This is a genomic window from Candidatus Nitrososphaera sp. 86-2 (assembly GCF_056726185.1).
Map to the genome: position 1 here is coordinate 1,815,648 of NZ_JBWZON010000001.1, position 13,151 is coordinate 1,828,798.

The 13,151-nt window shown below is 54.7% G+C and carries 14 protein-coding genes; 5 read left to right on the forward strand and 9 right to left on the reverse strand.

What is annotated here, in order from left to right; all coding sequences use genetic code 11:
• Window positions 1-3 precede the first annotated feature (3 nt).
• Complete coding sequence (mqnC, locus tag ACYOR7_RS10885; RefSeq protein WP_479913943.1) at window positions 4-1,131, forward strand: cyclic dehypoxanthinyl futalosine synthase; 1,128 nt, start codon at window positions 4-6, stop codon at window positions 1,129-1,131.
• Here the strand turns inward: mqnC and ACYOR7_RS10890 are convergent, their stop codons facing one another.
• From ACYOR7_RS10890 to ACYOR7_RS10900, 3 genes are read right to left on the reverse strand one after another with little or no spacing between them, the layout of a single operon-like run.
• Window positions 1,132-2,091, reverse strand: coding sequence for a GNAT family N-acetyltransferase (locus tag ACYOR7_RS10890; RefSeq protein ID WP_294806476.1), 960 nt, complete (start codon window positions 2,089-2,091; stop codon window positions 1,132-1,134). It abuts the gene before it with no gap.
• 15 nt (window positions 2,092-2,106) lie between these two features.
• Window positions 2,107-3,558 carry a menaquinone biosynthesis decarboxylase gene (locus ACYOR7_RS10895; RefSeq protein ID WP_294806479.1) on the reverse strand — a complete coding sequence of 484 codons (1,452 nt, stop codon included), beginning with the start codon at window positions 3,556-3,558 and terminating at the stop codon, window positions 2,107-2,109.
• Between the two features lie 19 nt (window positions 3,559-3,577).
• Entirely contained in the window at window positions 3,578-3,982 is a 405-nt protein-coding gene (locus ACYOR7_RS10900) for a hypothetical protein (protein WP_294806482.1), read from the reverse strand.
• Window positions 3,983-4,081: 99 nt separating this feature from the next.
• Here ACYOR7_RS10900 and ACYOR7_RS10905 point away from each other — a divergent pair, with 99 nt between their 5' ends.
• Window positions 4,082-4,462: an eS24 family ribosomal protein gene (locus tag ACYOR7_RS10905; RefSeq protein ID WP_294806485.1), complete on the forward strand. Its 381-nt coding sequence runs from the start codon at window positions 4,082-4,084 to the stop codon at window positions 4,460-4,462.
• A 1-nt stretch (window position 4,463) separates the two neighbouring features.
• On the forward strand, window positions 4,464-4,676 hold the full coding sequence (locus ACYOR7_RS10910) for a 30S ribosomal protein S27ae (RefSeq protein ID WP_294806488.1): 213 nt from the start codon (window positions 4,464-4,466) through the stop codon (window positions 4,674-4,676).
• A gap of 1 nt (window position 4,677) precedes the next feature.
• Here ACYOR7_RS10910 and ACYOR7_RS10915 read toward each other — a convergent pair whose 3' ends face one another.
• A complete protein-coding gene (locus ACYOR7_RS10915; RefSeq protein WP_479913944.1) occupies window positions 4,678-6,336 on the reverse strand; it encodes a nucleotidyltransferase domain-containing protein in 1,659 nt (552 codons plus the stop codon).
• A complete protein-coding gene (locus tag ACYOR7_RS10920; protein WP_294806493.1) occupies window positions 6,329-7,054 on the reverse strand; it encodes a hypothetical protein in 726 nt (241 codons plus the stop codon). Before ACYOR7_RS10920 ends, ACYOR7_RS10915 begins: the two co-directional genes overlap by 8 nt.
• Window positions 7,055-7,541: 487 nt before the next feature.
• Here ACYOR7_RS10920 and ACYOR7_RS10925 point away from each other — a divergent pair, with 487 nt between their 5' ends.
• Window positions 7,542-7,955, forward strand: a complete 414-nt coding sequence (locus ACYOR7_RS10925; protein ID WP_479913945.1) for a hypothetical protein — start codon at window positions 7,542-7,544, stop codon at window positions 7,953-7,955.
• Between the two features lie 118 nt (window positions 7,956-8,073).
• Here ACYOR7_RS10925 and ACYOR7_RS10930 read toward each other — a convergent pair whose 3' ends face one another.
• The 4 genes from ACYOR7_RS10930 to ACYOR7_RS10945 all read right to left on the reverse strand — a co-directional run bounded on the left by ACYOR7_RS10930 (window position 8,074) and on the right by ACYOR7_RS10945 (window position 12,146).
• Complete coding sequence (locus ACYOR7_RS10930) at window positions 8,074-8,850, reverse strand: D-glucuronyl C5-epimerase family protein (protein WP_479913946.1); 777 nt, start codon at window positions 8,848-8,850, stop codon at window positions 8,074-8,076.
• A 102-nt stretch (window positions 8,851-8,952) separates the two neighbouring features.
• Entirely contained in the window at window positions 8,953-10,080 is a 1,128-nt protein-coding gene (locus ACYOR7_RS10935) for a tRNA pseudouridine(54/55) synthase Pus10 (RefSeq protein WP_479913947.1), read from the reverse strand.
• Complete coding sequence (locus tag ACYOR7_RS10940; RefSeq protein ID WP_294805951.1) at window positions 10,073-11,446, reverse strand: signal recognition particle receptor subunit alpha; 1,374 nt, start codon at window positions 11,444-11,446, stop codon at window positions 10,073-10,075. Before ACYOR7_RS10940 ends, ACYOR7_RS10935 begins: the two co-directional genes overlap by 8 nt.
• A gap of 4 nt (window positions 11,447-11,450) precedes the next feature.
• Window positions 11,451-12,146 (reverse strand): diphthine--ammonia ligase, encoded by a 696-nt coding sequence (locus ACYOR7_RS10945; RefSeq protein WP_479913948.1) that lies wholly within the window; start codon window positions 12,144-12,146, stop codon window positions 11,451-11,453.
• An 85-nt stretch (window positions 12,147-12,231) separates the two neighbouring features.
• Between ACYOR7_RS10945 and ACYOR7_RS10950 the strand changes: the two genes are divergently transcribed.
• The gene (locus ACYOR7_RS10950; protein ID WP_294805955.1) at window positions 12,232-13,080 is read left to right on the forward strand and encodes an ATP-binding cassette domain-containing protein; all 849 of its coding nucleotides are present in this window, start codon (window positions 12,232-12,234) and stop codon (window positions 13,078-13,080) included.
• The last annotated feature ends 71 nt before the right edge of the window (window positions 13,081-13,151 follow it).

Sequence of the window (13,151 nt, forward strand, 5' to 3'; positions counted from 1 at the left end):
CACTTGCAAGGCCGGCTGCTCCAGGAATTCTTGAAAAAGTCCGACATCAGCGACGTTCTGGACACCGCGCTGGCCGGAAGGAGGCCGCTTGGCCTTGACGACTGCATACGGCTCGTGAAATCCGACGACGCCTACTCTATGGGCCTCGTCGCAAGCATATTGCGCCAGCGGCTCTTTGGCGACAGAATAACTTTTGTCAACAACATCATACTCAACTATACCAACGTCTGCGTGACGTACTGCAAGTTCTGCGCATTCTACAGACCGCCGGGGCACGAAGAATCGTACACCGTGCCCAAGGAGGAGATTGTAAGGCGAGTAGCCACTTCAAGAGAGATGTTTCGGATCACGCAGGTGCTCATACAGGGTGGCCATAACCCGAATCTCGGGATAGAATATTACGAGGACGCATTCAGGGCGATGAAGGAAAAGTGCCCCGAGGTTGGAATCCACGGGCTTTCGCCTTCCGAGGTCGACATGATAGCCAAGGTGGAAAGGAGCAGCACAAAAGAAGTGCTTGCGCGGCTAAAGGCAGCTGGCATGGACACGTTTGCGGGGGCAGGCGCCGAGATACTGGAGGACAGAGTCAAAGAACAAATCAGTCCGTTAAAGATAAAGAGCGACGAGTGGCTGCGCATAATGGAAGAAGCGCACAACGTCGGGCTAAAGTCGGTCGCCACCATGATGTACGGCACGGTCGAGACGGAAGAGGACCGCGCAAGGCACATACTAAGGATAATGAAGCTTCAGGAAAAGACTGGAGGCTTTGTCTGCTTTATCCCGTGGAGCTTTGAGCCCAACAATACCGAGATGCAGGCGGAAGGGCTGATAAAGTACCCATCCGGCGGCCTGCAGCTGCTAAAGATGATAGCGATTTCAAGGATAATGTTCTACGGCCTCATAGACCATTTGCAGTCGTCGTGGCTGACAAACGGAATCGGCATGGCGCAGCTGGCGCTGAACCACGGCGCAGACGACTTTGGAGGCACGCTGATAGGAGAAGAGGTGGTGAGCGCAACGGGGGCTCGCTCTACCGAACTGACGTCTGACAGGATAATAGCTGCCATAAAGCAGGCAGGCTACAAGCCGGCCGAGCGGGACAACCTGTACAGGACGGTCAGGGAATTCTAGTTACCGCCAGTCGTCCATCAGGTAGACGTCTTTTCTGTTGTAGCCCGGCTCATCAGGCTTTTCCATGGCGACTCCCTGGATGTCGGTACGAAACTTGTGCGCAATCATCCTTCTGTATGCGTCGTGGCGGCCCGTATTGACGCCTGCAACTATGCGCGACAAACCTTGTGAGCCTGCAAACGACTCGCAGGCATCCAGAAGGCGCTCAAAGCGTTCACCAGCAGAGCCTTGGCCGGCCGCTGCGGCGCCAAACTTGACGTAGCAGTTTCCGCTGCCAGCCTCCGTTCCGGGCCCGCAGTGGCAGACTGCAAAGCCGGCTAGAGAGTTGCTGCCGCCATCATCATAGGTAAGTATGGTGTCTCCAAGTTTCTGCCTGTCGACGGAGTAGATTTCCTCGCTCAGGTCCAGCCCGTCGTAGATCTTGCCTGTTAGGGTTTTGCACGCCTCGACGGCCTGTTCCTTGTCAGCCGCGGTTAATTGCGAATAGCGGACCGGTTTGGCTGCACTTGCCTTGTCGTCCACCGGCTTTGACATTATCGCAGTCAGGAACCGGGGCCAAAAGCCAAACTTTTGGTACAGGTGGACGTGCTTGCTGCTCTGGGCAAACGTAAAGAGGCCGGCGTGGCGCACCTGCCACTTTGCAAAAATTCCCATCGTCTCTTCAAGCAAGAGCCTTGCCACGCCCTTGTCCCAAAAGTCGGGATGTATGGTCAGAGGGCCGAAAACTCCGACGCTTCCCCAGTGCAGAGCAAAGTTCGAGCCTGCGATTTTGCCGTCGACTTGTGCCACCAGCGCGGCAGACGGGTCGGCGCGGTAGCGGGTGTAGACATAATCGGCGTCGCCGGCAAAAGACGTCGGGTCGGGCAGGCCAAGAAACGTGCCAAAGGCAAGCCTCATTATCCTGTCCGCCTCCTGCAGGTCGCTTTCCTGCATGCGCCGGACTATTATGTCAAGAGCCAATGCATATCCTCTTCCCTATGAGCGAAAGTACTCCTGCCATCGCCTGTCGACAAGCGCCTTTGTCTCATCGTCAACTACTGCTAGCTGCTGTATCTCGCGCATATAGCCTTCCTCTCTCGTTTTTTGCGTGGCGTCTATTCCCATCTTTGAGCCAAGGTTGACAAATGGCGACGCGGGGTCAAGCGTGTCTGTAGGCGTGTTATTGATGATGACTGTGTCGCGCGCGGCGTCTGCGCGTGTAGTCACCGCCCATATCACGTCGTTTGCGTCGTGCACGTCCACATCGCTGTCGACCACCACGAACATCTTTGTCAGCGACAGCTGGCCCATCCCCCAAAGACCCATCATCACCTTCTTGGCCTGACCGGGGTATGTCTTTTTTATCGATATTACTGCAAGGCCCTGGAACCAGCCGGCGCCCGGCATGGAAAAGTCGACTACCTCCGGGTGGAACATCTGTATCAGCGGCAGAAACGAGCGCTCTATCACCTTGCCGATGTAGGCATCCTCAAGCACCGGCTTGCCCACAACGGTTGTCAGGTATATCGGGCTCCTGCGCCTCATGATGCCAGTCAGCGTAAAAGTGGGAAAGGGCTCTGCCGGCGTGTAATAGCCAGTGTGGTCGCCGAACGGTCCTTCCATGCGCATGTCGTTTGGGTCCACGTACCCTTCGAGTACTATCTCGGCGTTTGCAGGCACTTCAAGGTCGATGGTCCTGCATTTTACGAGTTTTACCCCTTTCTTTCTCGTGATGCCGGAAAACAGGTACTTGTCCATTCCTTCGGGCACAGGCGCGACTGCTGAAAACACGGTAGCAGGGTCTGCGCCGATGACGATTGCGGCTTCAATCTTTTTGTTCTGCTCTTTGAGCATCTTGTAGTGCTGCGCGCCCCGCTTGTGGGTCTGCCAGTGCATTGTTGCGTGCTTGTCATCGATTATCTGTACGCGGTAGACACCCAGGTTGCGGATCTCCGTCTCAGGGTGTTTCGTTACCGTCATGCCAAAAGTGATGAACCTGCCTGCGTCGCCGGCAAACGATTTTAGTATCGGAAGCGAGTTGAAGGACGCTTTATCATTTTCTATCACTTCGGTAACGGATCCCTTGTCCTCGTATTTCGGGCCATACTCGCCAATCTCTGACAGCTTGGGCAGCATTTTCAGCTTGTTGAGCATACCGGACGGCATCTTTATCCTCGTGAGGTCGACGATGCGCTGGCCAATGTCCACGAAATCCTCCGATTCCAGCGCCAGCTGCAGGCGCTTCATTGTGCCAAAGGCGTTTCCAAGGACCTGCATGTCTGACCCTTCCACATTTTCAAAGAGAACGGCCGGCTGGTCGCCCTTGTACATGAGCCGGCGCATTACCTCCGCTATTTCGAGGTCCGCGCTCACCTTTGCCTTTATGCGTTTCAGCTCGCCTGCCCTTTCGAGGGCATCAACGTACTCGCCGAGGCTTTCAAACGGCATGCAAGACTACTACCTTTTTTTATTTCATGAACTTGCCGGTGTTCTTGCGCACAAGCGGGATTATCTTTTTGGTGATGACGCCGTGCACCTTGTCGCCTGACTTGACGTCAAACGAAAGCAGCATGACGTAGTACAGCCGGCTGTTCTCGTCGGCTATAGGTATGGTGGCGCGGATGAGTTTTGCATAGTGCGACGAGGCATAATCTATCTTGCCAAGCAGGTATTCCCACCTAAGGCGCGTGTACTGGCGCGTGGCGGCGGTGATGGCATACTGGGCGCGCTCTTCGGGCGTCAGGAGTGGTTTCAGCCCTTTACGCTCGGCTGTTGCCACCAATTTGCCGTCCTCGTCGGCAATCCCCGCGAATCGTATCGAGGGGTCGAGCGAGACTACCTTGTCGCAGATGTCCTGGAAAAATTGCTTCATTTTCTCACCGTCCCGGGCGACTAGGCGGTATATTTGATTTTCCTGTGTAACAGGCCAAGCAAATACTTAAATGGGTTACACGGAACGGTACCTTTCACTTTGTCGCAGGAAGCAGTAGTGATGATAGAGGACCGCAAGAACTCGCTTTTGAGCAGGCGCGAGGTAAAGGCGCTGTTCAGAGGAGCCGCCGGCAAGCTGAAAAAGACAGAAGCGGCCGAGCAGATAGCGAGCCAGCTTGGGGTCGACAAGAAAATAGTTATCCCGATAAACCTTGTATGCGAGACAGGAATGACAGACGTGCACGCAGTTTTCTACGTCTACGAGAATGAAGAGGCTGCCAAGAAGCAGTTGCCGAGATACCGGATGCTGCGCACCATGCCAAAAGCCGACAGGAAAAAGCTGCTCGACGAGGAAAAAGCAGAGAGGCTGAAGGCCAAGCAGGCAGCGGCCGCTGACGCCAAGGGAGGCGCCAAGAAGTAACATGGCAGACAAGAAAGCCCCGGCAAAAGGCGAGGTTGCAGTCTACAAGTTCTACAAGGTAGAGGGCAACAAGGTCACGAGGAACAAGCGCGAATGCCTGAAATGCGGCAAGGGCGTGTTCATGGCCGAGCACAAGGACCGCTTTACGTGTGGCAAGTGCGGCTACACGGAATTCGCTCGCAAGGAAGCGCCCAAGAATAAGGCCAAGAAATAACCTACAAGCTGCGGGCCACGTTCTTTATCGCCCTTGCGACCTGAGGCGACAGGACAGGTATGAAATTCTCGATGTAGCGCTTGCTCTGTACGAGCCGGCCTGCCACTTTTTCGTTTCCGTATCCTTGCAGAAACTCGGCCGCCACTTTTGCTGCCGCTGGCGCGTTTGCGCTTCCCTTCAGGCCCCAGCATACAAACTGCGCAAGGTCCCAGACTGGGTCCCCTCCCTCAAAGACAAACTGTTCAAGGTCTGTGAACCACAAAAGCCCATCCTTTGCAATCACGTTCTTGGGCTTGATGTTGCCAAAGCACGCGCCTGCCGCATGGACGGCCGCAACCTGCCTCCCGGCTTCTCTGACAAGCGCAAGGTCGTCATTGTTGTTGTTGTTGCCGGCAAGCGCGCCCCGGATGATGTCGGCAAGACTTGGGCCTTCCATGAACCGGGTCGCAATCATCCGCCCGTCAAGCACCACCGCCTCTATCTCCGGCGTCTTGAGCCCCAGCGTGCGCAGGTATCGCAGGGCGCGGTATTCTGTGCCGAGCCGGAACACCGGGTCGACCTTGAATTTTTTCACCTGCGCGGTCCACATGCTGAGCGCCGCCCACTTTACCGACTTGGTTCGTGCAAGCTCTTTTGCGGCTATTTTCATTTCTCCGCCCCCATGCTTTAGCGTATAAAGCATCGTTCTGCTATTTGGGTTGCCGAGCCGGCGCTTTTTCGCAGTGTATCCAGAAGATATGCCATGCGCCTCTGCGACAGCGTCGAGCCAGTCTTTGTGCCGGTCCGCTACTACAAGCACGCCCTCTGGTATCTTCCAGTAGGCGCACGCAGGACATGCAAGAAACGATGGGAACTTGACCTTCTGGCCGACGTGACGACGGATCTTTGACTCGGCCTCCCTGACCGCGAGATGGAACATGTGCCTGCCTGCGTACGAGTGAATAAAATAAGAGCTAAAGTGCTGGAGCTTTTTTGTCAGCCTGAGAGCCGGCTCGCCCCGCGCAAATCTGACGCGATCTTTGGACAGCCGGAGCGTCTGGCCGTCGATTACAAACAGCCCCGGGTCTTCGATGACAATGTCTGCAAGGGCGCGCCGGTATCCCTGCATTGCAAAGTCCAAGTTGCGCGGGCTTGACGTGTATGTCTTGGCGTAGCTGTACGCGGCGTTTGGATACATTGCCGCGCGGCGCTTTATCTTTGAGAATGCAATGTATCCCAGCGGGAACGATATTTCCGGAGCAAGGGCGCTTGACGATTTCACGAGCTCTTGCAGCTCTTCAAGTATCACACGGCGCTTGTAAGTCCGTTCGATTTCCGCGAAAAATTCCGGGTTTATCACTGGCTCGTAGACATGCAAAAGCCGGCCAACCACGAACTCGCCCATGCGCGCGCTCTTGGCGTCTCTTTCAAGCGACTTTTTGTTCACGACGAGGGCAGAGATGTCGACTCCAGACTCTTTCATGTAGGCGTACTTTACCCGGTAGGGATAGTTTTCAAGCACGACAAGGATGTCGATGTCGCTGTCCGGCCTTGCATAGCCAGCCACCTTTGATCCATAGATGCATGCCGCGGCGACCTTGCGGCCTCTGGCGACTTTGTCGATGCACTTTTGCAACGCTTGCAGTTCTGCCGGCGATACGCTGCTGCTACTACTAGACATAGCCGGTCTGGCTTTTGCGCTTGCGCAGTTTCACGCTTTCAAACTCGGCAATCTTGTCCCGTATTGCCTGCTCGACCTGCAGACGCGCCATGGCCTCCACCGGTATCTTTATCACGTTTGCGTCAATGGGGACTTTGATCATGGGCAGGCCCTTGTCCATCCACAACTTTATCGCCTTGTCCTCCAATTTGTAGTCCCGAAAGCCTTCCGGAAAGCGGGTCGTTATGTGTTTCAGGAGCGTCGGGTCGGACTTGAATACCGCTCGCTCTTCAAGCAGCTTGCCCGAGTCGGCGTACCTGCCCTCAAATAGCGTGCCGGAAATCTCGTCAGAGACGATGTTCATCTTTACAATCCTGCTTACAAGCTCCAGGTAGTGCAGAAACTCGTGCGCCAGAATCGCGTGTATTGTGCCCTTTAGCCCAAACGCCACCAGAGGCGCAGTTATCTGCACGACTACGCGCAGGAGGTTGTCGTCGCCTATCACCGGTATCGTGCGGGCGAAAAAGACTCCAAACTGCGCAAACTCGGCCGCGGACGTGGAAACCACCATCGACGGCTCGACGTAAAAGTATGGGTATTTCAGCCCAGACGCTTTCTCGACCCGCTTTATCCCCTCCCTGACTAGCGGAAGGCGCTTGACTATCAGCTTGTAGGTTTTTTCGGGAATATGGCCCGCGCGAGCGGCGTCATGTACCTTGTAAAGCGGGTCAAAGCTCATCCTTGCATTTCCAGAGCAAGCGTCAGACAAAAACGTTACTGAAAATAGATGTTTTTGCAGTGATCGGTCATCTAGCGCGTGCGTGTTTCCAGTGGACTACAAATACAAGCGTAGTAGTTTCGCTAAATCTATCGTGTTGGAATGTAGATTTTTGCCGGCAAATGTCATGTTGAACTATATGCATCATCGCCGATAACAAAATCAAGAGAACGGCATATATGGCGATGCTGGACTTGCCGATGAAGAAATTTAGGGCGGATGGAACGGACTTGCGGAAACCAGCAAGCCAGCATAACTACCTACTTTCTAGATGTCTTTTGTAAAATCCTTAACAGAGATTACTTAGAAACAGGCGGCGTACAAATTCCAGTTCTTTATAATAGAATGTTTGTGAATTATAGATTAATTGATCTTGTATTTTCTAAAATAATTATATTCCAGAGCCACTTTGCTCAAGGTTTTATAATCACTTCCGAGGGAAATGTACATGTCAAGTCTGACTGCAAAAAGGGCGACCATCGCCCTCTTGACACTGGGTTTCGCAATTGCTTCATTGGCAATGGCGATGCCGAACGCCGCGCTTGCGAGCTCGAGTTACAACAATGGCAATGACGACAACAAGGACTTTGTTGTTTGCTCCCTTGAAAACAACAATAACGATGATAGCAACAACAATGATCACAAGGACCACTATTACTCGTCAAGCTACAGCATGGACGACAACAACAGCAATAACGATGACAACGGCTGCACTTGCTTCTCCAAAGACAACAATAACAATGGTAACGACTACTACTCTTCAAGCTATAGCAAGGACGATAACGACAATGGTAACGAAGTCATCATATGCATACTGCCCAACAACAATGACGACAACAATGGTAACAACGGCGGCTACTAAGAAGGGACTAGTCCTGTGGGAAACTCGCAACACCGTGGCGTAAAAGCAGAGGCGCGTGATAATAGTCACACGCCCTTCCTCTCTTTTTGACAATCCTCTCACCGGCTGCAGGCAGGCATTACGGGCCCCGCCCCGTGCAGGCGGCAAACCTGTCACTGTACTCTTTTAGCACTTGCTCGCCAGTTATCTCGTACAGTCTGCCGAGCTGGGCGATGTGTCCCTTGTGGTAGTTGTCCTTTGCCCTGTTGCCCATCTGGTCGTAGTATGACCAGTCGCCGGCATAGTATTTTTTCAGGTTGCCGTCAGCAGCAAGCCAGTTCACCCCCTTGCCAAACACAATGAGCGCCCGATAGTCGCGCGTGTATTGGTAGTATTTCCACACGTGTATCAGCGAGTTTGTGTGGCCGTTTAAAACGTAGGTCTTTTGAAAGCCCGGCTTGGCTAGAAGCTGCAGAAATATCGAGTCCTTGCCCTCATCGCTTGCGACCCCGTCGACGTCGTAATCGACCAGAAACGCGCCAAAGGCTCTTCTTGCCCCTGCAAGGTAGCTGTCTTTTCCCGTCATTTCGTGCGCAAGCAGAAGGACGTTGGTCCCCTCGGCCTGCGCAAGCGCTGAGGTGTACGGGGGCTCGACTCCCCCGTACCAGCCCCACCGAAAACCGTATTCCCACAGCGAATATCCGGATTTTTCTTTTGCGTGCCCAAGCAGCCAGTCGGCGGTGTTTATCAGGTTCTGCCTTGCCTGCGGGTCGCCTGTCCGCCGGTAGCTATCATGATACTGCAGCCCGTATGTGGCGACCACGGTCGGGTTGTAGACGATGCCTGTTGATCCGCCATAGTTGTACATCATGACCCCGTTTTTGTCGGGGACCGGCCCGCTGCCAGAAGCTGCCATGGCAGCAGATCTCTGCGCAAACAAGCTGATAATCATGCTGTTCAAGAATTAGGCTGTTGCTAGCGATATTGAGCGCACACGATGTTTTGTCAAATGTCAAGATTAGACGGTGTTGAAGAAATCCACTTTTAGGATGTCAAACGCGGTGCACTCGCACTTGGCGCCTAGAAGGCTCGAAACGTTCGGCTCGATGTACTGCTCGCCTCCTACGAACTGCTTGATGGGAAGGCCGCCATCAGCCACGATTGTGAGCACAAGCTCGTTTTCAGCGGTTTTTTTCACTTGCGCGGAATGGATTTTTTTAACCGCTATTTTTGAGCGGTTTTCGAATTTAGCCTGCGCGCCTGCAAGCGACTTTTTCAGCTTTATGATGTCGTCCGGCAAAATTGCGCGTTCACACTTGCATACGATCCTAGTCTTTGTCACAAAGCGCGCCTGCGTATCTGGCACGTCGTCAAGCACCTTTACCACTTTTCCTTCAATGCCTGCCTCTGCAAACCTTGTTTTCTTTGGCTTGCGCATCTTTGGGTCCGACGCCTTTACGTAAAACGGCCTTCCCTGCCCAAGGACGAGGCTCGACTGGTCCTCGCTTCCAATCCACGAGAATTTTGGCGCCTGACCTCCCGTCATCTTCATGAGGTGCTTGGTCGCTATTCCTTCGACGCTTTCAAGGCCATTGAGGCCGGTGCCGTCGCAGAGGTTGCAACCCTTGCCGAGGCACAGCGGGCATTTCTCGGCCTTTTGTGGCAGGCCCCGCTTCCTCTTGACATACCTGCACAGAAGCGCAAGTGGTCTTGCCCTTGCCGATGCCTCGATTCCGCCATCCTTTGTTATCACGACGTTGATTGCCAGGTCCGGCCGCATATAGTCGGCTTTTTTGCGCGTCATCTTGGCAAGGCGCGTCCCAAGCTCCCTTGTCAGCTGGTTCTTGACGCTTTCTCTGCCCCGGATCTTGAGCCGGGCGCGCAGTGCGTCCTCCCGCTCGTACAGCTGCGTCGGCAACGTTGCTCCTACAAGAAAAGTGTCAAACTGGTACTGCTTTGCAGCAAGGAGTGCCTTTTCTGCAATCTCGTCAAGCCTTCCAAAGAGCCCCTTGCAGATGTAGCATTTTTTTTCTTCAAGCGCCTTTTTTCTGCCCTGCGCGCCGTCAGCCTGCCTCAGCAGGCAGTGCCTGCACAGCTGGTACTCTTTTAGCAGCAAGAGGGCGTTTTGCGCGGCAGCATCAACCAAGCCCAAACTTCCTCATGAGGCCCTGCATCTGCCGGCCCTTGGACTGCTTCATCATGGCCTTGGAGTTGTTGTACTGCGTTATCATGTGCTTGACCTCGCTTTCCGGCATACCAGAGCCTCTGGCTATGCGCTTGCGCCGCGCCTCGTTTATGAGGTCGGGGTCCTTCTTTTCGTCACCTGTCATAGACTGGATGATAAAGCGCCACTTTTCCATGCGTGCCTGCATCGCGTCCAGCTGGTCCTCCTTTACCATGCCGGAAAGCCCCGGCATGTTCTCGATAACGTTTCGGAAGCCTATCTTGCTCACCTGTTCCATCTGCGCGTAGAAATCCTCTATCGTCATCTTGCCGGACAACACGCGTTTTGCCTGGTTCTCGTCTGCCTGCATCTCCAGGCCCTTTGCCATCTCCAAAAGCGCCTTGATGTCGCCCATTCCAAGCAGGCGGCCGACAAAGCGCGTCGGGGAGAACTGCTCAAGGTCGTCGATGCGCTCGCCGGTCCCGATGAACATCACCTTTGCACCCGTGGCCGCAGAGGCCGCAAGTGCGCCTCCGCCCTTTGCAGTGCCGTCAAGTTTTGTGATTATGATACCGCCTAATGGCGCCGCCTTGTGGAATGCCTCGGCCTGGCTGTACGCTTGCTGGCCGATTGTCCCGTCGAGGACTAGCAGTGCCAGATCAGGAGTTGACACCTTGTGCATCTCGGTCATCTCTTGCAAGAGGCCGGCTTCCTCCTTGTGCCTGCCGGCAGTGTCTATGATTATCACGTCCAGATTCTGAGGTTTAAAGTGCTCAAGGCCGTGCCGCGCTATTCCGACCGCGTCCTTGCTCTCCTCCTCTCCGTACACCTCGACGTTTATCTTGGCGCAGTTCATCTTTAGCTGCGTCAGCGCGCCGGGGCGCCACGTGTCAGTCCCGATTACCCCGATCCTGTAGCCGTGCTTTGTGAGCCACCTTGCGAGTTTTGCCGTGACAGTGGTCTTGCCGGAGCCCTGTATGCCAAGGAGGAGCACGACGTTCTGCTTGCCGGGCTTGAAGAACGCGGTGATGCCCGGGTCGTCGTCTATGCCCTTTTTGTCGATGGTGGTTATCACCTCGCCAGAGTAGCCCAGCGTCCTTGCCAGCTCGCCGTACAGGATGGTTACGATGTGGTCCTTGCGTGAGAGCCCCTTTGGCGGTTGCTCGGTCATGGCGCGATGCTTCAGATTATCGGTAATTGTCTTGACAAGCCCTGCCTTTACGTCCGAGAGCAAGAGCGAGCGCTGGATGTCCTTGCACAGCGAATCGATGAGCTCCTCGTTGATGTCGGATGCTCCCACAATCTTTTTCAGTGCGCTCCTCAGCCCGTCACGCAGGTTGTCAAACATATGCTTACTTCTTGTCTAATAGCTCTGCTTCCAGTATTTCAAACATTCCCCTCTGGCCGTCCCATTTTGTGGCTGCCTGCCTCACGGCCAGCCTCTTTGAGTAGAGAGGGCAGTCGAGTACGAGCGTCTCTGCCTCGCCGCCCTCAAACGTCAGGTTAAATCCGTACTTCTTTGACAACTGGGCGAGTTTTGCAAGCGATTCTCTGTCTATTATCCTACCGAGCCACTCTTTTTCAAGCCCCATCGCAGAGACGCCCACTATCATAACGGTAAAGCCATCTGCCAACAGGCAGGCCATGTATTTTTCAGGCTCTATTCCCCACAGGGGCGAGAGGGGCATGAGGCCGTGCTTTTTGCAGGCGCCCTCAAACGCCTGTTTCTGGAACACGCTCGCGATTCCGCCGTTGACGACTCCCTCAATGTCGTAGAGCGATTTTGCCTGTTCAAGGGCTGTTGCAAGCGCCTTTGTCTCGGCATCCCTGTCGGTGCCTGCCATGATAGATGATTCAAGCAGCGGAATCCCCATCGCCTCTGCAAGATATTTTGTAACGTGGCTGTTTGGGTAATGAAAGAGCGCGCTGTCGTCGGCCGCAGGGTGCATCGTTATCAGGCATTCGATAGCGTCGCCGGCCTGCCTTGCGCGGTACATGGCAAAGGTGCTGTCCTTGCCTCCGGAAAATAGCGCCGCAAGCCTCATCATGGGTTAACGGCTGCCATGGCGCGCAATATTAACACTACAACAACATTTTAACACTGTTTATATCACGAGGAGGCCAATTGCTCTCGTGGCCCCTTCTCCGCTACTCGAAGTCAGGGAGCTGTACAAGCACTTTCCAGTAAAGCGCACCTTCCGGCAGATGCTTCACCAGAAGGGCCAGGATTTCGTCAAGGCAGTGGACGGCGTCAGTTTTGCGCTAGAGCGCGGCAAGGTGCTCGTGCTTGCCGGCGAGTCAGGGTCTGGCAAGACCACGGTTGCAAGGCTGGTGCTCCGTGCAATCGAGCCGGACGCGGGGTCGATATTCTTTGAGGGAAGCGACGTCACGCGCTATTCAGGGAGCCAGCTGAAGCACTTTCGCGCCTCCGTGCACATGGTGTACCAGGACCCGTATGCGTCTCTGAACCCCCGCATGAAGATAATGGACATCGTGATGGAGCCCCTTTCAATACACGACAAGGCAAGCACAAAGGAGCAAAAGGAGGAAAAGGTGCTAAAGGCGCTTGAGGAGGTGAGGCTCGTGCCGGCGCAAGAGATTTCCCGGCGCCTTCCTCATATGCTCTCCGGCGGCCAGCGCCAGAGGGTAGCGCTTGCAAGGGCGCTTGTCATGAGGCCGGCGCTCATCGTGGCCGACGAGCCGGTCTCGATGCTCGACGTTTCGGTAAGGGGAGAGATACTGGAGCTCATGCAGACTCTGCGGCAGCGCTTTTCCCTGTCGTACATCTACATCACCCACGACTTGTCCACGGCGCGCTATGTCGGCGACGACATTGCAATCATGAACGCGGGCAAGATTGTCGAGACGGGGCCCATCGACAGGGTGCTCCTGAGCCCGGCGCACCAGTACACGAAATCGCTGATAGAGGCGATACCTGACCCCGACCGTGGCGGCAGCAGCAGGGCGCAGACAGCACCATGAAAGATATATTGGAGATCCAAGGCGTAATCTCGTGCGAAAGGCACCTGCAGTAGTATCTTCGTTAATGATTC

What these genes read in the sequence shown, in the direction of transcription:
- ACYOR7_RS10895 (WP_294806479.1), bottom strand. Translation starts at nt 3,558, where the DNA reads ATGCCGTTTGAAAGCCTCGGCGAGTACGTTGATGCCCTCGAAAGGGCA.
- ACYOR7_RS10900 (WP_294806482.1), bottom strand. Translation starts at nt 3,982, where the DNA reads ATGAAGCAATTTTTCCAGGACATCTGCGACAAGGTAGTCTCGCTCGAC.
- ACYOR7_RS10910 (WP_294806488.1), top strand. Translation starts at nt 4,464, where the DNA reads ATGGCAGACAAGAAAGCCCCGGCAAAAGGCGAGGTTGCAGTCTACAAG.
- ACYOR7_RS10915 (WP_479913944.1), bottom strand. Translation starts at nt 6,336, where the DNA reads ATGTCTAGTAGTAGCAGCAGCGTATCGCCGGCAGAACTGCAAGCGTTG.
- ACYOR7_RS10920 (WP_294806493.1), bottom strand. Translation starts at nt 7,054, where the DNA reads ATGAGCTTTGACCCGCTTTACAAGGTACATGACGCCGCTCGCGCGGGC.
- ACYOR7_RS10925 (WP_479913945.1), top strand. Translation starts at nt 7,542, where the DNA reads ATGTCAAGTCTGACTGCAAAAAGGGCGACCATCGCCCTCTTGACACTG.
- ACYOR7_RS10930 (WP_479913946.1), bottom strand. Translation starts at nt 8,850, where the DNA reads ATGGCAGCTTCTGGCAGCGGGCCGGTCCCCGACAAAAACGGGGTCATG.
- ACYOR7_RS10940 (WP_294805951.1), bottom strand. Translation starts at nt 11,446, where the DNA reads ATGTTTGACAACCTGCGTGACGGGCTGAGGAGCGCACTGAAAAAGATT.
- ACYOR7_RS10945 (WP_479913948.1), bottom strand. Translation starts at nt 12,146, where the DNA reads ATGATGAGGCTTGCGGCGCTATTTTCCGGAGGCAAGGACAGCACCTTT.